We start from the raw sequence: 18,866 nt of genomic DNA, 5'->3' as shown, positions 1-18,866 counted from the left end.
GGTCTTTGATTCAATCGTACACTTCTTCAATATGAAGCTGGAGATATTCCTTCAGCTGGATGATATCCCCGGATTCCAACAGCTTGATCATCGGCCGGGTCGGATGGGACATTTCCGCAAAAAGAACTTCCGCTTCCTGCTTATCCGAAAGGCGGACTTTTACGCCTGTTGAGAAATTGGCGATTTCTTTTTTCAGCGTTTCTATGACTTTATGGTCATACCTGCCGAAATGTTCATGCAGCAGTTCCTCTAATACTTTATACGGGGACTGCTTCGAACGGTAGATCCGCTCACTCGTGATAGCGTGGAACATATCGCAGACAGCAATGATCTGGCTGAACGTATGAATCTTTTTCTTCGTCAGTCCAAGCGGATAGCCGGTGCCATCGAGACGCTCATGGTGCTGGAGGACGGCGAGTTTTGCCTGACTGCTCAGAGACGGAATACGTTCAATGGCGCGGTAGGAATAGGTCGGATGATTTTTCACCTGTTCGTATTCCCGTTCCGTCAGGGCGCCCTGCTTATGAAGGATACGCTGATCGATTTTCGCCATTCCCGCATCGCACAGCACGCCGGCCAGGCCGACCTGAATCCACTCTCCGTAATTGAACCCAAGTTTAGAGGCCAGATATCCGGCCATCACGCCTGTCGCTATGCTGTGGTGATAGATATAGTCCTCGCTTGTGCTTAGATGATGAAGGTGAAAGACTTCCTTGGAAGCAGACGCCGTTCTTTCCAATAGAGGGACCATGACACTGCGGACGGCTCCCATATCGACAGGCGACCCGCCCTGCCATGCACGGAACCACTCCCTGCACGCTTCGACGGCTTCTCTGTATTCATCCTGGAAGGAAAGAACGGCCTTCGTTTGCCTTCCGGAAAAAGTGGAAGCTGCAGAACCTTTCTTCTCTCCCGCTTCTCCGGCTGTAAATGGACGGCCGTCCGCTTTACGGGTGGCCACCTCCACGTACTCGATTTGGAAGCTTTTCAAAACATCAATATGAACCGGGGTTAATGTCGTATTTTTAGGGATGATCGGTCGATGGGTACGCCCCATCACATCCTTGATAAGCAGGCAGCCGGTCTCCACTTTTTCAGAAGCCACTTTCATTATTTTCCTCCACCCTTCCAATAAGGTATAAAAAAAGCCGCCTGCCGCAAAGGGACAGGCGACGATCATGTGTTTTATGATTCATCTGAAGGATCTTCTGTTGTTTCCGGCTGACCTTCGACCACCGGCGTCTCTTCCGGAGACTCCGGGTCCATCAGCTCTGCTGCTTCCTCTTCTTCCTTCTCGGAATCCACTCGTGCAACCGTTGCAACTTCCTCCCCGTCGCCGAGGCGGATGAGACGGACACCTTGTGTGTTCCGGCCGGTTTCAGAGATGGTTTCCATCGGCATACGGATCAAGACGCCGCTTTCGGTGATGATCATGATATCCTCTTCACCGTTAATGGCTTTCGTTGCGACGACATAGCCATTTTTATCCGTCAGGTTACATGTGATGATTCCTTTACCACCACGGTTGGTGATGCGGTATTCATCTGCCGGTGTACGCTTGCCGTAACCTTTACTTGTCACGGTCAGCACCTGCAGGGAATCATCAACGATTTCCATGGATACGACATCATCGTCTTCACGGAGCGATATTCCCTTCACTCCTGCTGCTGTACGGCCCATGGCACGGATTTGATCTTCGTTGAAGCGGATCAGGTACCCGTTCTTCGTTCCAATCATAATGTCCTTGTTTCCATCTGTCAGGCGGACGGAAATCAATTCATCATCCTCACGCAGTCCAAGGGCAATCAGACCGCCTTTACGGATGTTGGCAAACTGGGAAAGGGTCGTCCGTTTGGTAATCCCGTTCTTCGTTGTGAAAACGAGATACCAGTCATCAGCGAATTCGTTGACGGAAATCACGGCGTTGATCCACTCATCACGCTCCACGTTCAGCATGTTGATGATCGGAATTCCTTTCGCTGTACGGCTGAACTCCGGTACTTCATAGCCCTTCGCCTTATAGACCTTCCCTTTGTTCGAGAAGAACAACAGCGTATTGTGGGTGGATGTGGAAAGCAGATGCTCCACAAAGTCCTCTTCATGGGTACCCATGCCCTGCACTCCGCGTCCGCCGCGGCGCTGGGAGCGGTAAGTGTTGGCCGGAAGACGCTTGATGTATCCCTGGTGGGTCAGAGTCACAATGACCGTCTCCTCAGGAATCAAGTCTTCGTCTTCAATGAAGTCTGTACCGCCGAGCACGATTTCTGTGCGGCGCTCATCATTGTAGCGCTCTTTAATATCCATCAGTTCCCCGCGGATGATTTCCAATACTTTCTCATCATCTGCAAGAATCGCTTTCAATTCAGCGATCAGCTTCATAATATCCTGGTATTCTTCTTCGATCTTTTCGCGCTCAAGACCAGTCAGACGCTGCAGACGCATATCAAGAATCGCCTGGGCCTGCTTTTCTGAAAGGCTGAAGCGTTCCATCAAGCCTGTGCGGGCGATTTCCGTCGTCTGGGATTCACGAATCAACGCGATCACTTCATCCAGATGATCAAGAGCAATTCGTAAACCAGCAAGGATGTGGGCCCGGGCTTCGGCCTTTTTCAGCTCATACTCTGTACGGCGCCGGATGACGACCTTCTGGTGATCCAGATAATATTCCAGGCACTGCTTCAAGTTAAGCACTCTCGGGTGGCCGTTGACGAGGGCGAGCATGTTAATGCCGAATGTGGACTGCAGGGCCGTCATTTTGTACAGGTTGTTCAGCAGTACATTCGGGTTGACGTCCCGGCGCAGTTCAATGACAATCCTCATGCCGTTCCGATCTGATTCGTCACGAAGATCGGTAATTCCGTCCACTTTCTTATCACGGGCGAGGTCGGCGATTTTTTCGACGAGCCGGGCTTTGTTCACCTGATAAGGAAGCTCGGTGACAATCAGGAATGGTTTACCATTGGACTGCTCTTCGATTTCCACATGGGCGCGGACGGTCAGGGAGCCTTTTCCGGTTTCGTACGCTTTACGAATCCCGCTTAAACCAAGAATTTTACCAGCTGTCGGGAAGTCCGGTCCGTAAATATGGTTCTCCATCAATTCCTGGATGGTAATCTCCGGATCCTTACTTAACGCCAGCACCGCGTCGATCACTTCCCCAAGCTGATGGGGCGGAATGTTGGTCGCCATACCGACGGCAATTCCTGATCCTCCGTTGACGAGCAGGTTCGGGAATTTGGCTGGAAGCACTTCCGGCTCCCGCTCCGTGCCATCGTAGTTGTCGTTGTAGTCTATCGTATCCTTGTTGATATCCCGGAGAATCTCCATGGAGATCTTCGACATCCGGGCTTCGGTGTAACGCATCGCTGCCGCTGCATCGCCATCGACAGAACCGAAGTTTCCGTGTCCGTCGACAAGCATATAGCGGTAGTTGAAGTCCTGCGCCATCCGCACCATCGTATCGTAAACGGCGGAATCACCGTGAGGGTGGTACTTACCGATCACCTCTCCGACAATACGTGCGGATTTCTTGTAAGCTTTGTCTGCATGCATACCGAGGTCGTGCATGGCATATAGTATTCTGCGGTGTACAGGTTTCAAACCGTCTCTGACATCAGGCAGAGCCCGGGCGACAATAACACTCATCGCATAGTCCAGGAAGGATGTCCGCATCTCCTGGCTGATATTGATTTCCTGCACGCGCGGGCGCTCGGGTTGATCGACCATTCTATTTACCTCCTAGTTGCCTTAAAGGAAGAGAGGAGCCTTATGAAAAAAGCTCCATCTCCGATCTATCTCTTACACATCAAGGTTCTGAACATACTGCGCATTTTCCTGAATGAAGTTACGACGCGGTTCCACTTTGTCTCCCATCAGGATATCAAACGTTTCATCCGCTCCAATCGCATCTTCCAGGCTGACCTGCAGCATCGTCCGTGTTTCCGGATCCATTGTCGTTTCCCAAAGCTGCTCCGGGTTCATCTCTCCAAGACCCTTATAACGCTGGACGCTTGGTTTCGGTGAACTGGACAGCTCCGCCAGTTTCGCATCCAGCTGTTTGTCGCTGTACGTGTAGTACACCGCTTTCCCCTGCTGGATTTTATAAAGAGGCGGCTGGGCAATGTAAATGTAGCCCGATTCGATCAGTGGACGCATGTAACGGTAGAAGAAAGTGAGAAGCAGCGTCCGGATATGGGCGCCGTCCACATCAGCATCCGTCATGATCACGATTTTATGGTAACGGGCTTTGGAAATATCAAATTCTTCCCCGATTCCTGTACCGAGGGCTGTAATAATGGCCCGGACCTCATTGTTGGACAGGATTTTATCAAGGCGGGCTTTTTCCACGTTGATGATTTTACCACGCAGCGGAAGAATCGCCTGGAAATGACGGTCCCTTCCCTGTTTGGCTGATCCACCCGCGGAGTCACCCTCAACAATATACAGTTCTGATATGTTGGCATCCTTGGAGGAGCAGTCCGCCAGTTTACCAGGCAGGTTGGAGACTTCCAGCGCGTTTTTACGACGTGTCAGTTCACGAGCTTTCTTCGCAGCCATACGGGCTCGGGAAGCCATCAGACCCTTTTCGACAATCGTCTTCGCCATCGTCGGGTTTTCAAACAGGAACTTTGAGAAGGATTCCGAGAACAGCGCATCGGTAACGGTACGGGCTTCACTGTTTCCGAGCTTCGTCTTCGTCTGCCCCTCAAACTGGGGATCCGGGTGCTTGATGGAAATAATCGCTGTCAGACCTTCACGAACGTCATCACCGGTCAGGTTCGGGTCGGTCTCCTTGAACATACTGTTCTTTCTCGCGTAATCATTGATGACACGGGTCAGTCCGGTTTTAAATCCGGATTCGTGTGTCCCGCCCTCATACGTATGAATGTTGTTGGCATAGGAATAAATATTGCTGGCGAAACCGTCATTGTACTGCATAGCGATTTCGATCGAGATTTCATCCTGCTCCCCTTCGATGAAGAACGCATCATGAATCGCTTCACGGGTGCGGTTCATATGTTCAACGTAGGAAAGAATGCCTCCTTCGTAGTAGTAATCGACGGGATCTTCATCCGTACGTTTATCTTCAATCGTGATCGTCAGGCCTTTGTTCAAAAAGGCAAGCTCACGCAGCCGGTTGGCCAGGACCTCAAACTTGTATTCCTGCGTTTCCTGGAAGATTTCATCATCAGGGATGAAATGGATGCGGGTACCGGTTTGATCGGTCTCCCCGACTACTTTCAAGTCTTCTTCCGGTACGCCGCGCTTGTAGGACTGGTAGTGGATCTGACCATCACGGTGGACGAAGACTTCCAGTTTTGTAGACAGGGCGTTTACGACAGAAGCACCAACACCGTGAAGTCCTCCGGAGACTTTATAACCGCCTCCGCCGAATTTACCTCCGGCGTGAAGAACCGTCAAAATAACCTCGACAGCCGGACGTCCGGTTTTTTCCTGAATACCGACAGGAATCCCGCGTCCGTTATCCGTAACGGTGATGCTGTTGTCTTTTTCAATCATGACCTGGATGTGGTCACAATGGCCGGCCATCGCTTCATCGATACTGTTATCGACAATTTCCCACACGAGGTGGTGCAGCCCTTTTTCATTGGTGGATCCAATGTACATGCCGGGACGCTTCCGAACAGCTTCCAGACCTTCAAGCACCTGTATCTGACTTTCATCATAGGTCTGCTGTTCTTCGATAATATCTTCCTTCATGGTACTCACCTACATTTCTCAAGTGGTTTGACAGTAATCTCTTACACCAAATGTTCTCTCTATCTATTCCATCGGCTCTTCGGAAAAATCCTCGAGCTTGTTCAGCGTCGTCATCATGTTCGCCCGCTTTTTCAGCGTGTACACGGAAAGAGGACTGAAATAAATAACATCACTGGTAATGACGATGGCTTTTGCCTGATGCTCCTGTGATTCTATGACGCGTCTGTTTTTCCGCTGGCTGACGATCATTTCCTCGATGATGGATGAGGAGGAAATCAAACTATGATCGATAATAGCCACGACATCCTTCGACTGAATCACATGATCATCCCCAATGTGAATAAACATGCGGTACACCTCATTTCTCTATCTCGATCGTTCCTTCTTTCACACGGAAAATGGCCGCTTCTTCCAAAGCTTCATGCTCAATCCCGTCGATGCTCGTAGTCGATACAAACGTCTGGACTTTCCCCTGGATTGTATGAAGCAGGTGGGACTGACGGAAATCATCCAGTTCGCTTAGAACATCATCCAGCAGCAGAATCGGATATTCTCCTACTTCACTATGAATCAGTTCAATTTCAGCGAGTTTCAAAGATAAGGCTGTCGTCCGCTGTTGACCTTGCGACCCGTATGTCTGGACGTCTTTTCCGTTTACGTAGAAAACCAGATCATCCCTGTGAGGGCCTGCCAAAGTGGTCCCCCGTTCGACTTCCTTCGTTTCGATTTCCTGGAACTTCTCTATATACGTCTTCTTTATTGTTTCCAAATTCATATCCTCTGATACTTTCACACTTGCATCATAGGAAATTTCAAGCTGTTCAAGGCTGCGGCTGATCCCTTCATGGATCGGACCTGCCCAGGACCTGAGAAGCTGGAGAAACTTGAAGCGTCGTTCAATGATGGTCACGGCGTGCTCCACCAGCTGCTCGGTCAAAATACCGAGCATCGTCCGGTCCGCCTGCGGTTTGCGCTGAAGATCCTTCAACAGGTGGTTCCGCTGCTTCAAAATCTTTTGATACTGCCCGAGATGATAGATATAGGCAGGCTGGATCTGGCCGATTTCCATGTCAATAAACCGACGACGCACCTGAGGACTCCCTTTGACGAGATTCAAATCCTCAGGTGCAAACATGACAACATTCAAAGCGCCGATATAGTCACTGAGACGCTTCTGCTCAATATGATTCAACTTCGCTTTTTTCCCTTTGTTGGAAATGATGATCTCCAGAGGAAAGCGGCGGTTACGTTTATAGATCGTCCCTTTTATTTTACCATATTCCTGGTCCCACTGTATCAATTCTTTGTCCCGCGGCGTCCGGTGGGACCGGGTAAAGGCAAGCGTATAGATGGCTTCCATCAAATTCGTCTTTCCTTGGGCATTTTCACCAATAATCACATTGATTGTATGGTCGAAGCTCAATGAAAGCTGCTCGTAATTACGATAAGAACGCAGGGACAGCTCATGGATATACATAGATGGAGGGGGTTACCCTTCGCTTACAACTGTATAGCTGCCGAATTCCTCAATCTCCACTGTATCGCCCACGTACAGTTTCCGGCCTCTGCGGTTTTCCGGTTCACCATTTACATTCACTTCAAATTCAGCCAGAAAAATTTTCACCATTCCACCAGATTCGACAACGTTCGCTAATTTCAGAAACTGCCCGAGTGGGATGTATTCTGTGCTGATTCCAATTTCTTCGCTCATATATTTTCACCCTATTTCATGAATTCACCTATCTCTATATTTTACTAAAGATAAAGGTGTAAGGAAAGTCCAATCCCTCGAACTCTTCTGCTGCCGGTTGTTTAAACCGGATATCCCCAATGTGGATAACTTCATTTCTTCTTCCCTGTGGTTTTCCACAGGTGCTTTTTCTGCGGATTCCTCCTGTTTTTGAGGACAAAAAGAAGAAGGTGCTCCTATGAAAGTTATCGAGCACCTTCTTTTATTCAACGTTTTATATTTTAGTATGTCCGTACGGGAAGAATCAGCTGAAGGATCTGATCATCGTCAACGGGACGAATCAGGAATGGGCGCATGGCCCCTGTAAATTCGACTTTGACTTGATCATAGTCGACGGCTTTCAGAGCGTCCATCATATATTTCGCACTGAAAGAGATTTTCAAGTCTTCCCCTTCGACATCATTCGCCGTTACTTCTTCCACGACATTTCCGACTTCCGGTGAGTTCCCGGTAATTTCAAGATGGTTGGATTCTTTAGTCACAAGTCTTACGACGTTGTTGCGGTTCTCTTTTGCTAATAGAGAGGCACGGTCGACGGACTGAAGAAGATCCTTGGCATCGATCTTGACGACGGTTTTACTCTGCTCCGGAATCAAGCGGGATGTTTCTGGATAGTTTCCATCCAGCAGACGGGACAGGAAGTATAAATGCTTCGTACGGAAAAGAACCTGGTTGTCTGTTACGCTGATTTCAATTTTATCATCCGAATCGTCAAGAATTTTATTCAATTCTGTCAGACTCTTTCCTGGAATGACGACCGCAGGCAGGGATTTTCCTTCAGGCTGGTCAAGAGAGACTTTCCTTGACGCCAGGCGGTGGCTGTCGGTTGCAATGAACTCAAGGCTGCCTTCATCCATTTTCACATGGACCCCTGTAAGAATCGGGCGCGTTTCTGAAGTGGATACAGCAAATACCGTCTGTCTGATCAGGTTTTTCAAAAGATCAATCGGCAGTTCAAAGCTGTCCTCCGTATGAAGCTGGGGAAGCTGTGGATATTCTTCAGGGTCCTGGCCGTTCAAGTGGAATTCTGCATTCCCTGAGCGGATCGTGACATTTCTCGACTCATCGCTGGTGATTTCCACCGTGTTCTGCGGGAGCTTTCTTACGATATCAGGAAAATACTTAGCCTGAAGAATAATGCTGCCTGGTTCAATATCTTCTGCATACACGATGCCATCTTCTTCTGCAGGGATAAAAGATTCGATCGAGATATCTGAATCACTGCCTGTTAATTTAATTCCTTCTGAAGTGGCTTCTAATTTCATTCCCGTTAAGATTGGAATCGTTGTTCTTGAAGATATGGCTTTCATGACATTCTGCACACTATCCATCAACTGATCCCGCTGGATGACAAATTTCATTTCCGAACACTCCTCCTAATGAGCTTGTATTATATATTTTTTTATAAAAAAGGTCGTAATAGTACTAGTATGGGCTGTGGAATTGTGGATAACCTTATCAAAGCCTTTATATGGCTTGTTATACACATGTGGATAGGTTGTTGATGAACCTGCAACCACTGTCCACATTATCCACTAGTGGGATTTAAGCTGCTCTTTGATTTCATCGAGCTCTTTTTGGAGCTGCTGATCATCCGCGACCATTTTTGAAATTTTTTCATGAGCATGAATGACGGTGGTATGGTCCCGGCCGCCAAACTCTTCCCCAATCTTCGGCAGAGAGAAGTCAGTCAGTTCTCTTGATAAATACATAGCGATCTGACGGGGGAAGGCTACGGATTTCGTCCGCTTTTTAGCAGGGAAATCTTCCAGCCTCACATTATATTTTTCTCCGACCATCTCCTGAATGGCTTCAATCGTAATCACCTTCGGCTTAGAGCTTGGAATAATATCCTTCAGCGCTTCAGCTGCCAGAGAGGCATTGATATCGCTGTTGATCAAGGAAGAGTAGGCGACGACACGAATCAAGGCGCCTTCCAGTTCACGGATGTTGGTGTCGATCTGGTTGGCGATGTAAAGCATGACTTCGTTCGGGATATCCAACCCTTCTGCCTTCGCTTTTTTCCTCAAAATCGCGATTCTTGTTTCCAGGTCCGGCGGTGTAATGTCTGTGATCAATCCCCATTCGAACCGGGAACGCAGACGATCTTCCAGGGTCGGGATCTCTTTCGGCGGACGATCACTGGAGATGACGATCTGCTTGCTTTCCTCGTGGAGCGTATTAAATGTATGGAAGAATTCCTCCTGTGTCTGCTCTTTGCCCGCGAGGAACTGGATGTCATCAATAAGAAGGACATCAACGCTGCGGTATTTATTTCTGAAATTGACGGCCTTGTTGTCCCGGATCGAGTTGATAAATTCGTTTGTGAATTTTTCCGAGGACAGATAAACGACTTTGGCATTCGGATTATGATCAAGCACATAATGGCCGATGGCGTGCATCAGGTGTGTTTTCCCAAGCCCGACTCCTCCGTAGATGAACAGCGGGTTATAGGCTTTTGCCGGTGCTTCGGCTACAGCCAGTGAGGCTGCATGGGCGAAGCGGTTGCCGGATCCGATGACGAATGTATCAAAGGTATATTTGGAATTGAGCATGCTCTGAGGCGATTCTTCATTTCCGTTATTTTTTACATTCGGAACCTTTTTGGAAGACAGCTTCACGTCCTCCAGGGCATCGTCCTTGGACTCTGGAATGATGAACTTTGTTTCCAGTTCGGCCCCCGTTACCTCATATAATGTTTCTGTAATCAAGCTTTCGTATTGGTTTTCAAGCCAGTCTCTGGCGAATTCGTTTGGAGCGACGATTGTCAGCGTATTTTCACTAAGGGAGTCGGCTTTTGTCGCTTTAAGCCATGTTTCAAAGCTGGGCTTGCTTATTTTTTCTTTTATATGGTCCAGCGTATTGTTCCATAGTTCGTGGATGTTCTCCAAATTGTTTCACCCCTCTCTGTTTCATTGGAAAACAAAAACACCTTTCGTTCTCTTTTTCGAACGTAGCAAAAGGATCGAAAGGCGCTCGTATAAGGTTTGTATAAGGTTGTACATCCTCATCAGTGCTGCACGGGTGTGGATGTTTGAATGTTGATTTTACTAGACTTCCAGAGAGTTATTTTCATTGTCCACACGCTTGTGTATAACTGCATGAACAGGTCTGTTAATAAATGTCCACATGTTATCCACAGTCTGTGGAAAAGATCTCAACTGTTTTGAAGTCAATCGCTGTTAAACACAAATATGATACCAGATAAAAACACGGCTTGCAATGGGTTGGCGTAACTTATCCACAATATCAAGGTCTTGTAGAAAACTTTCATCCACAGCACTGGATTTTGTGATTTTCTTGTCGATATTTGTTGTGGACAGTCAAAAACCGCTGAAAAATTATACACAATGGCTGTGAATGTTCGTCATGTGAAAGGAATGAAGATCGCTGCCGGGGGTATTTTTGATGTGTTATACTACAGCCTGTTATATAACGTCGTGCAGAATCGAAAAAAGGAAGATTGAAAATCGAGTTGACAATTCAGGGGTCATTTTATTATACTGTTCAAGACTGCCTTTTAATTGTTTTATTGGATTATTGCCCAGGAGGTGTATATATAATGAGTAAACGCACGTTTCAACCAAATAATCGTAAGCGTAAAAAAGTACACGGCTTCCGTTCACGCATGAGCTCTGCAAATGGACGTAAAGTTCTTGCACGCCGTCGTCGTAAAGGAAGAAAAGTTCTATCCGCATAGGCCACTGAAAACTATCAGTGGTCTTTTTTTCAGAATAGGGAAAGTCGAAAGTGGGGCGGATCGAACGTCCCGCTTTTATTTTAAGGATAATTTGAGAACGTTTTAATGGGATTGATCGGAATGTGAGGGCAGTATCTCCCTCTATGTTCACTCATCTGGAGGGTGTTCGATGAAGAAAGTAAATCGAATTAAGAAAAACGAGGAATTTCAGAAGGTCTTTCAAGGCGGCCAGTCTTTCGCCAACCGGCAGCTGGTGATCTACTACATGAAGAAAAAAGAGCAGACGCATTTCCGCATTGGTCTTTCCGTCAGCAAGAAGCTGGGACATGCGGTCAAGCGCAACCAGATTAAGCGCTACCTGCGCCAGGCCTTTCATGAGCTGGAAGACGATATCCATCCTCACTATGATCTGGTGGTCATTGCACGTAAGCCGGCCAGCCAGATGGATTTTCATGAAATAAAGAAAAGCTTGACCCATGTACTTATGAGGTCCAAGCTTCTAAATAAGAAAATTCGCACGTAATCGTTATAGAAAAAGGACAGTCATTAATGCTAAACTTATGATTGTCGTAGTACGATCGTTTTGATAGAAGAAAAAGTGAAGAGTCATTTAAGGAGGAAGGAACGTTGCGTAATAAAATGATAGCACTGCTTGCCATGGCGGGCGTGCTTACGTTCCTATCCGGGTGTACGCAGGTAAACCAGGAAATCAACTCGGATAGCACAGGTTTTTGGAACGAGTATATCGTATGGCCATTGTCTCAAACCCTACTATTTTTTGCGGACCTTTTCAGTGGCAGCTATGGATTGTCGATCATTGTTGTAACGATTATCATTCGATTGGTTCTGCTTCCGTTGAACGTTAAGCAGTTGAAAAGCTCCAAAGCGATGCAGGATATTCAACCGGAATTACAGAGTCTTCGTGAACAATATTCATCCAAGGATGCCCAGACACAGCAGAAGCTCCAGCAGGAGACGATGCAGCTGTTCCAAAAGCACGGCGTGAACCCGCTGGCGGGCTGTCTGCCGATTATCGTGCAGATGCCGATTTTGATCGGATTCTATCATGCCATTATGAGAACTTCGGAGATTCAGACGCATAACTTCCTATGGCTGGAACTCGGTTCATCCGATCCATTCCTGGCCATTTTGACAGCTGGAACGACCTTCCTGCAGCAAAAACTAATGATGGCGGGCGGCGCAGCAGCGCAGAACCCGCAGATGCAGATGATGCTTTATGTGATGCCGCTGATGATTGGTACATTCGCATTCTTCTTCCCATCTGCCCTTGCCCTGTACTGGATCGTCGGTAACATCGTTATGATTCTGCAGACGGTATTCATCCGTAAACCAATGATGAAAGATGCGACGGGAGGAGCAAGTGAGTGAAACAATTAACTGCTACGGGTCCATCCATTGATGAAGCGGTCCAATCTGCATTAGAACAATTACAGACATCAAAAGATCAAGTCACCATTGATATCATTGATGAAGGTAAAAAAGGATTTCTTGGGTTTGGTTCCAAACCAGCGATTGTCAAAGTAGCCATCAAGAAAAATCCTCTGCAGGATGCTGAAACATTCATCTATGAAGTAGCAGAACAAATGGGAGCTCCTGTTCAGATCCATTCAGAAGTGCGGCAGCGGGATATCTTCCTCAACCTGGAGGGAGAACAGATCGCTGTCCTGATCGGCAAGCGTGGTCAGACATTGAATTCACTTCAATATCTGGCTCAGCTCGTCGTCAACCGTGAATCTGACGTTTTTTATACCGTTATGCTTGATGCAGAGGGGTATCGAAGCCGTCGGAAAGAAACACTTGAGAACCTGGCTGGACGGCTGGCAGATAAAGCGGTCCGGACGAACCGGGACGTACGGCTTGAGCCGATGCCTTCCTATGAAAGAAAAATCATTCACAATGCTTTGCAGCAGCATGACCAGGTGAAAACATCGTCGGACGGAAACGATCCGCGCCGGCATGTCGTCATTCACCCACGCTGATTTCAACAAATACTTCTGCCCGAAAAGCCGGCAGGAGTATTTTTTTGGCTGTACGGTTGTCCACAAGGGGTATTGGAGACCTCTTGCGGGGAAAAGATGATAGATGGCAGGTTATGCACATGTGGATAACCGCCTGATGCGGATTTCGGTCCGCATATCTTTTCAAAACACACGGGTGTGTGGTAAGGTAGTATGTTAGTGACTAGTGAAAAATATTGCGGATAACTATAGATAACCAATCATTCCAGGAGGTGAAAACGTATGGAAACAGATACAATAGCGGCGATTTCCACCCCGGTGGGGGAAGGAGCCATTGCCATCGTCCGTTTGAGCGGTCCCCAGGCTGTTTCGACAGCCGCCGGTCTTTTTCAAGGGAAGGATTTGAACAACGTTGATTCCCATACGATGCATTACGGAAAGATCATCGATCCGGAAACCGGTGAAATGGCAGAGGAAGTGATGGTTTCTGTCATGCGTGCCCCGAAAACATTTACGAGAGAAGACATCGTTGAGATCAACTGCCACGGTGGACTCGTGTCTGTGAACCGGGTGCTTGAAATCGCACTGGCTGCGGGATCCCGTCTTGCTGAACCGGGGGAATTCACGAAGCGTGCGTTTATGAACGGGCGGATCGATCTTTCCCAGGCCGAAGCGGTTATGGATCTGATCCGTGCCAAGACAGACCGGGCGATGGATGTTGCGCTGAAGCAGATGGATGGACGCCTGTCCAATCTGATTCACAATCTGCGTCAGAAGCTTTTAGAGACGCTTGCACACGTCGAAGTGAACATCGATTATCCGGAGTACGATGATGTCGAAGAAATGTCCCATGACATGATGGAGCAGAAAACGAAGGAAGTGCACGAGGAAGTCGAGCGGATCTTAGAGACGGCCAAGCAGGGCAAGATCCTGCGGGAAGGTCTCGGGACTGCGATTATCGGTCGTCCGAACGTCGGGAAGTCCTCATTGATGAACGCTCTTGTTCATGAAAACAAAGCCATCGTAACGGAAATCCCGGGGACGACGCGGGATGTCATCGAAGAGTATGTCAATGTCCGCGGGGTGCCTCTGCGGCTGATCGATACGGCGGGGATCAGGGAAACGGAAGATATCGTCGAACGGATTGGCGTGGAGCGCTCCCGTCAAGTGCTGAAGGAAGCCGATTTGATCCTGCTTGTGTTAAACTATGGCGATGAACTGACCGAGGAAGATGAGAAGTTGTTTGAAGCAATCAGCGACATGAATGTGATCGTCATCGTGAACAAAACCGATCTTGAGAAAAAGCTCGATCTTGATCGTGTGAAGGAGCTCGCGAACGATCAGCCGGTCATTACGACGGCGCTGATTCGCGAAGAAGGCATCGATCAGCTTGAGCAGGCAATCGGCGAGACCTTCTTTGAAGGAGATCTTGATGCCGGTGATATGACGTATGTCTCCAATGTCCGCCACGTGCAGCTGCTGAAGCAGGCCAAGCAGGCGCTTGAAGACGCACAAAACGGGATGGCAATGGGCGTCCCTCTGGATGTCGTTCAAATCGATGTGACCCGTACGTGGGAAATTCTCGGGGAGATCGTCGGTGAGTCGGTGCATGACAGCCTGATTGATCAACTGTTCTCCCAGTTCTGTTTAGGTAAATAAGTGTTGGTTCGTAAATATAGAGTGATTTTGGAACAACTATTTAAAGGAGAGACATCCAAATGACATATGATGCAGGGCATTATGATGTAATAGTAATTGGTGCCGGTCACGCGGGCGTAGAGGCAGGACTTGCAGCAGCGCGCCGCGGGGCGAAGACATTGATGCTGACCCTGAACCTCGACCTTGTCGCCTTTATGCCGTGTAACCCGTCCATCGGGGGTCCGGCTAAGGGGATTGTCGTCCGGGAAATTGATGCATTAGGAGGCGCAATGGGTAAGGTGATTGATAAGACCCACATCCAGATGCGTCTATTGAACACGAGAAAAGGTCCGGCTGTGCGTGCGCTGCGTGCCCAGGCGGATAAGCCGCTTTATATCAAGGAAATGAAGCGTGTGCTTGAAAATCAGGAAAATCTGACGCTGCGCCAGGCGATGGTGAAGCAGCTGCTTGTCGAGGACGATCAGATAAAAGGTGTTGTCACAGAAACGAAGGCAGCGTACTATGCGCCGACGGTTATCGTAACGACAGGAACCTTCATGCGTGGACGCGTCATCATCGGTGACATATCCTATGAAAGTGGACCGAACAACCAGCGTTCCACCGTTTCTCTTTCCGAACAGCTGGAAGAGATGGGCATTGAGATGGTCCGCTTCAAGACTGGAACACCGATGCGCGTCAACAGCCATACCATTGATTATTCCAAAACGGAAATCCAGCCGGGGGAAGAAGAGCCGCGCTCCTTTTCCTATGAAACGACCGAATTCATTACCGATCAGATCCCTTGCTGGCTGACGTATACGAATGAAGACACGCACAAAATCATCAATGATAACCTCGGTCTCTCAGCGATGTACTCCGGGGCGATCAAAGGGACGGGGCCGCGCTACTGCCCGTCCATCGAAGATAAAATCGTCCGCTTCAATGATAAGCCGCGGCACCAGATTTTCCTTGAGCCGGAAGGTCGTGACACGGAGGAAGTGTACGTCCAGGGCTTGTCGACATCCCTGCCTGAATACGTCCAGAACGAAATGATGCGGACAGTACCGGGACTGGAAAACGCTGAAATCATGCGGGCCGGCTATGCGATCGAGTATGACTCCATCGTCCCTACACAGCTCTGGCCGACACTTGAAACGAAGAAAATTGATGGTCTTTTCACAGCTGGTCAGCTGAACGGAACGTCCGGCTATGAAGAAGCCGCGGGGCAGGGGCTGATGGCAGGAATCAACGCCGCTGCCAAAGCGCTTGATCTTGAGACACTGATTCTTGACCGTTCCCAGGGCTATATCGGTGTCATGATTGATGACCTTGTCACAAAAGGAACCGGCGAGCCGTATCGTCTTTTGACGTCCCGTGCGGAATTCCGTCTCATGCTGCGTCATGATAATGCGGATCTCCGCCTGACCGAAATCGGGTATCAGCTCGGGTTGATTCCTGAGGACCGCTACAACCGTTTCCTTGAGAAACAGCGTTTGATCGAAGACGAGAAAAAACGTCTCGATAAAGTGATTTTGAAGGAAACCGATGAGGTACAGGCCGTCATCGAAGAAGCGGGAGGCTCGAAACTGAAAGACGCCATCCGCGCAGTAGATCTCTTGAAACGTCCGGAAATGAATTACAGCCACATTGAGCGCTTAAGTGCCAGTGAGGTTCAACTGCCGGATGATGTCAAAGAGCAGGTTGAAATCCAAACGAAATATAACGGTTATATCAAGAAGGCGATCGAGCAGATTGACCGTATGAAGAAAATGGAAACAAAAAAAATTCCAGAGAACATCGATTACGATGCCATCCACGGTCTGGCTTCAGAAGCGCGTGACCGTCTGAAAGCGGTCCGTCCACTTTCTGTCGGACAGGCTTCCCGTGTATCCGGTGTGAACCCGGCGGATGTTTCCATCCTGCTTGTGTATATTGAGCAGGGCAGAATCGCTCGTGTGTCTGGAGAATAACTCGAAAGGATGGGTTTATGGATACGAACACCTTTCTGAACGCTTTAAAAGAACAAGGCATTGAACTAAATGAACAGCAGCAGCACCAGTTTCAGCGTTATTTCGAAATTCTCGTCGAGTGGAACGAAAAAATGAACCTGACCGCCATCACCGATCAGGAAGGCGTGTATTTGAAACACTTTTATGATTCTTTGACAGCGGCTTTTTACTATGATTTTTCCGAACCCCTCCATATCTGTGATGTCGGAGCGGGGGCTGGTTTCCCTAGTCTGCCGCTGAAAATCGTCTTTCCGCATCTGAAGGTGACGATTGTCGATTCGTTGAAGAAACGGATCACGTTCCTGAATCACTTAGCCCATGAATTGGGGCTGGATGATGTCGCTTTTTACCATGATCGTGCCGAAAACTTCGGGAAAAATACGGGCTTCCGGGAAAGCTATGATCTGGTGATGGCCCGTGCCGTCGCCCGGATGTCCGTCCTGAGTGAGCTTTGTCTGCCGTTAACGCAGAAGGGCGGCCGTTTCATGGCTATGAAGGGACCGAACCTGAGAGACGAAATGGAAGAGGCCGAGATCGCTATTCAAACGGTCGGAGGCGAAGTGAAGGATATCTACACGTTCGAGCTTCCGGAAGAGGGCAGTGAACGGAACATTGCCATCGTTGAAAAACGGCGGAAGACACCGAAAAAATACCCGCGTAAAGCGGGCACACCGAATAAAACACCGATTCAATAACAGCAAGCCACTCTATCATAGACCGATAGGGTGGCTTTTTTAGGAGGGCTCTATATGAAGATTGTCGTGCTGTCTGATACACATATGCCGAAAAAAGCGTCCCGTCTGCCTGATCGTCTGGTGACTGCGTTACAAGAAGCGGACCAGATCATTCATGCCGGCGACTGGCAGACGCCGGACGTTTTTGAAGACCTGAGCCGCTTTGCTCCTGTCACAGGGGTGTACGGTAACGTTGATGGTGAAGACATGAAAGAGATCGTGCCCGAACGACAGCTCGTAACGTGGGCCGGGTATTCCATCGGCGTCGTCCACGGACACGGGGATAAGAAAACGACGGAAAAGCGGGCGGTGGAAGCTTTTCAGGAACATCCCCCGGACCTTATTATTTACGGCCATTCCCACATCCCTGTTCTGCGTTACTTTAAAAAGACACTGCTGTTCAATCCGGGATCCATTACGGACAAACGCCGGCTGCCTTTCTATTCTTTTGGTATTCTTACCCTTGGGGAGGAGGGCATTCATGCCGAGCATATCTTTTTCCGCTAGCGTTCCGGGTGTTTTTGACACGTCGGACAGTAATAGAGCCTTCTGGAAGCCGCCTGGATCTTTTCGATTTCTGTGCCATCGATCCGACAGGACTTACCTGCCCGGTTGAACACCCAGTGACGGTAGTCCCGGCGCTTGATGCCCTGTTTTTTCAACTGACCGGCCAGCTCCAGATCATTCGTGATGCCTTTATGGCGGTACGACTGCCATGTCAGGTCGATCGACGCTTCGGCGGCTTTCCGAAGCTGTTCCTCTGAACAATCAGAAGGGCGGGCGGAAGGGGAGATGCCGGCCTTGAATAGGATTTCACTGCGCAGATAGTTGCCGATTCCAGCGATAAATGATTGATCGAGCAGCAGGGACGTCCATTTGCGGTTCCGGAACCTTCTGCTGATGAAGCGTTCGAACAGATCTTCTGCTGTTACCGATTCACTGAGCAGGTCCGGCCCAGTCTTCCGGATAAACGGGTGTTCCTCTGCCTCCTCTGTGCGGAGCACTTCAATATCCGAGGAACTGTATAGCAGGGCGGACTTTTTTTCATTGTGCAGCGCAAGGCGGAGCTGGCGGTTGGTGTCCGGATAGTTATAGGCGTTCCGGATCATCCATTTGCCGTACAGCTGATTGTGCGAATAAATCGTGTAGCCCCTTTGAAAGCGGATGAGCATCGCTTTTCCCTTCGTATCCACTTTTTCAACGACATCCCCCTGTAAAATCTCCTCATATTCCTGTAACCGCTCAAAGGCGAAAAAAAGGTCGAGCACAGCCCGACCTTTGAGTGCTTTTTCTACTTGATCCGCAGCACGGCGGATTTCCGGTCCTTCCGGCATA

At 48.8% G+C, this 18,866-nt stretch carries 17 protein-coding genes; 8 read left to right on the top strand and 9 right to left on the bottom strand.

All coding sequences use genetic code 11. The annotated features are described in order from the left end of the window. Nucleotides 1-10: 10 nt before the first annotated feature. The 8 genes from ACXAGL_RS07380 to dnaA all read right to left on the bottom strand — a co-directional run bounded on the left by ACXAGL_RS07380 (nucleotide 11) and on the right by dnaA (nucleotide 10,362). Nucleotides 11-1,111 carry an HD-GYP domain-containing protein gene (locus tag ACXAGL_RS07380; protein WP_474990683.1) on the bottom strand — a complete coding sequence of 367 codons (1,101 nt, stop codon included), beginning with the start codon at nucleotides 1,109-1,111 and terminating at the stop codon, nucleotides 11-13. 74 nt (nucleotides 1,112-1,185) lie between these two features. Beyond that, nucleotides 1,186-3,726, bottom strand: a complete 2,541-nt coding sequence (gyrA, locus tag ACXAGL_RS07375) for a DNA gyrase subunit A (protein WP_474970160.1) — start codon at nucleotides 3,724-3,726, stop codon at nucleotides 1,186-1,188. 72 nt (nucleotides 3,727-3,798) lie between these two features. Further along, nucleotides 3,799-5,721 carry a DNA topoisomerase (ATP-hydrolyzing) subunit B gene (gyrB, locus tag ACXAGL_RS07370; RefSeq protein WP_474970159.1) on the bottom strand — a complete coding sequence of 641 codons (1,923 nt, stop codon included), beginning with the start codon at nucleotides 5,719-5,721 and terminating at the stop codon, nucleotides 3,799-3,801. Nucleotides 5,722-5,784: 63 nt separating this feature from the next. Next, nucleotides 5,785-6,069, bottom strand: coding sequence for an extracellular matrix regulator RemB (remB, locus tag ACXAGL_RS07365; protein WP_027955855.1), 285 nt, complete (start codon nucleotides 6,067-6,069; stop codon nucleotides 5,785-5,787). A gap of 10 nt (nucleotides 6,070-6,079) precedes the next feature. Further along, entirely contained in the window at nucleotides 6,080-7,198 is a 1,119-nt protein-coding gene (gene recF, locus ACXAGL_RS07360; protein WP_027955856.1) for a DNA replication/repair protein RecF, read from the bottom strand. A 12-nt stretch (nucleotides 7,199-7,210) separates the two neighbouring features. Then, nucleotides 7,211-7,432: a S4 domain-containing protein YaaA gene (gene yaaA / locus ACXAGL_RS07355; protein ID WP_027955857.1), complete on the bottom strand. Its 222-nt coding sequence runs from the start codon at nucleotides 7,430-7,432 to the stop codon at nucleotides 7,211-7,213. 260 nt (nucleotides 7,433-7,692) lie between these two features. Beyond that, the gene (gene dnaN, locus ACXAGL_RS07350; RefSeq protein ID WP_474990681.1) at nucleotides 7,693-8,832 is read right to left on the bottom strand and encodes a DNA polymerase III subunit beta; all 1,140 of its coding nucleotides are present in this window, start codon (nucleotides 8,830-8,832) and stop codon (nucleotides 7,693-7,695) included. A 174-nt stretch (nucleotides 8,833-9,006) separates the two neighbouring features. Beyond that, a complete protein-coding gene (gene dnaA / locus ACXAGL_RS07345) occupies nucleotides 9,007-10,362 on the bottom strand; it encodes a chromosomal replication initiator protein DnaA (RefSeq protein WP_027955859.1) in 1,356 nt (451 codons plus the stop codon). Between the two features lie 671 nt (nucleotides 10,363-11,033). Here dnaA and rpmH point away from each other — a divergent pair. From rpmH to ACXAGL_RS07305, 8 genes are all read left to right on the top strand, one after another. Next, nucleotides 11,034-11,171 (top strand): 50S ribosomal protein L34, encoded by a 138-nt coding sequence (gene rpmH, locus ACXAGL_RS07340; RefSeq protein ID WP_084163166.1) that lies wholly within the window; start codon nucleotides 11,034-11,036, stop codon nucleotides 11,169-11,171. A gap of 169 nt (nucleotides 11,172-11,340) precedes the next feature. Continuing rightward, a complete protein-coding gene (gene rnpA, locus ACXAGL_RS07335) occupies nucleotides 11,341-11,694 on the top strand; it encodes a ribonuclease P protein component (protein ID WP_027955860.1) in 354 nt (117 codons plus the stop codon). Between the two features lie 104 nt (nucleotides 11,695-11,798). Next, complete coding sequence (spoIIIJ, locus tag ACXAGL_RS07330; RefSeq protein ID WP_474970157.1) at nucleotides 11,799-12,560, top strand: YidC family membrane integrase SpoIIIJ; 762 nt, start codon at nucleotides 11,799-11,801, stop codon at nucleotides 12,558-12,560. Then, nucleotides 12,557-13,171 (top strand): RNA-binding cell elongation regulator Jag/EloR, encoded by a 615-nt coding sequence (gene jag / locus ACXAGL_RS07325; protein WP_474990679.1) that lies wholly within the window; start codon nucleotides 12,557-12,559, stop codon nucleotides 13,169-13,171. The genes spoIIIJ and jag overlap by 4 nt, the downstream gene beginning before the upstream one ends. Nucleotides 13,172-13,432: 261 nt before the next feature. Next, complete coding sequence (gene mnmE, locus ACXAGL_RS07320) at nucleotides 13,433-14,809, top strand: tRNA uridine-5-carboxymethylaminomethyl(34) synthesis GTPase MnmE (protein WP_474970155.1); 1,377 nt, start codon at nucleotides 13,433-13,435, stop codon at nucleotides 14,807-14,809. Nucleotides 14,810-14,868: 59 nt separating this feature from the next. Next, nucleotides 14,869-16,758, top strand: a complete 1,890-nt coding sequence (gene mnmG / locus ACXAGL_RS07315; RefSeq protein ID WP_474970633.1) for a tRNA uridine-5-carboxymethylaminomethyl(34) synthesis enzyme MnmG — start codon at nucleotides 14,869-14,871, stop codon at nucleotides 16,756-16,758. Nucleotides 16,759-16,775: 17 nt separating this feature from the next. Further along, a complete protein-coding gene (gene rsmG, locus ACXAGL_RS07310; protein WP_474990677.1) occupies nucleotides 16,776-17,492 on the top strand; it encodes a 16S rRNA (guanine(527)-N(7))-methyltransferase RsmG in 717 nt (238 codons plus the stop codon). Nucleotides 17,493-17,546: 54 nt separating this feature from the next. Further along, on the top strand, nucleotides 17,547-18,038 hold the full coding sequence (locus ACXAGL_RS07305; RefSeq protein ID WP_474990675.1) for a metallophosphoesterase family protein: 492 nt from the start codon (nucleotides 17,547-17,549) through the stop codon (nucleotides 18,036-18,038). On the opposite strand, the gene nei is transcribed toward ACXAGL_RS07305, so the two are convergent. Continuing rightward, entirely contained in the window at nucleotides 18,035-18,865 is an 831-nt protein-coding gene (nei, locus tag ACXAGL_RS07300; RefSeq protein WP_474990673.1) for an endonuclease VIII, read from the bottom strand. The two genes, ACXAGL_RS07305 and nei, sit on opposite strands and share 4 nt — an antisense overlap. Nucleotide 18,866 lies beyond the last annotated feature (1 nt).

The organism is Halobacillus sp. ABA4_118 (genome assembly GCF_056160205.1).
Note: the sequence above shows the minus strand (reverse complement) of the source record. Positions and strands in the feature narration are given on the sequence as shown.

Excerpts from the sequence above, each read along its gene's own strand:
- ACXAGL_RS07305 (WP_474990675.1), top strand. The coding sequence starts at position 17,547 with ATGAAGATTGTCGTGCTGTCTGATACACATATGCCGAAAAAAGCGTCC.
- gyrA (WP_474970160.1), bottom strand. The coding sequence starts at position 3,726 with ATGGTCGATCAACCCGAGCGCCCGCGCGTGCAGGAAATCAATATCAGC.
- remB (WP_027955855.1), bottom strand. The coding sequence starts at position 6,069 with ATGTTTATTCACATTGGGGATGATCATGTGATTCAGTCGAAGGATGTC.
- rpmH (WP_084163166.1), top strand. The coding sequence starts at position 11,034 with ATGAGTAAACGCACGTTTCAACCAAATAATCGTAAGCGTAAAAAAGTA.
- mnmE (WP_474970155.1), top strand. The coding sequence starts at position 13,433 with ATGGAAACAGATACAATAGCGGCGATTTCCACCCCGGTGGGGGAAGGA.
- recF (WP_027955856.1), bottom strand. The coding sequence starts at position 7,198 with ATGTATATCCATGAGCTGTCCCTGCGTTCTTATCGTAATTACGAGCAG.
- yaaA (WP_027955857.1), bottom strand. The coding sequence starts at position 7,432 with ATGAGCGAAGAAATTGGAATCAGCACAGAATACATCCCACTCGGGCAG.
- ACXAGL_RS07380 (WP_474990683.1), bottom strand. The coding sequence starts at position 1,111 with ATGAAAGTGGCTTCTGAAAAAGTGGAGACCGGCTGCCTGCTTATCAAG.
- dnaN (WP_474990681.1), bottom strand. The coding sequence starts at position 8,832 with ATGAAATTTGTCATCCAGCGGGATCAGTTGATGGATAGTGTGCAGAAT.
- rsmG (WP_474990677.1), top strand. The coding sequence starts at position 16,776 with ATGGATACGAACACCTTTCTGAACGCTTTAAAAGAACAAGGCATTGAA.
- gyrB (WP_474970159.1), bottom strand. The coding sequence starts at position 5,721 with ATGAAGGAAGATATTATCGAAGAACAGCAGACCTATGATGAAAGTCAG.
- mnmG (WP_474970633.1), top strand. The coding sequence starts at position 14,869 with ATGACATATGATGCAGGGCATTATGATGTAATAGTAATTGGTGCCGGT.
- nei (WP_474990673.1), bottom strand. The coding sequence starts at position 18,865 with ATGCCGGAAGGACCGGAAATCCGCCGTGCTGCGGATCAAGTAGAAAAA.
- rnpA (WP_027955860.1), top strand. The coding sequence starts at position 11,341 with ATGAAGAAAGTAAATCGAATTAAGAAAAACGAGGAATTTCAGAAGGTC.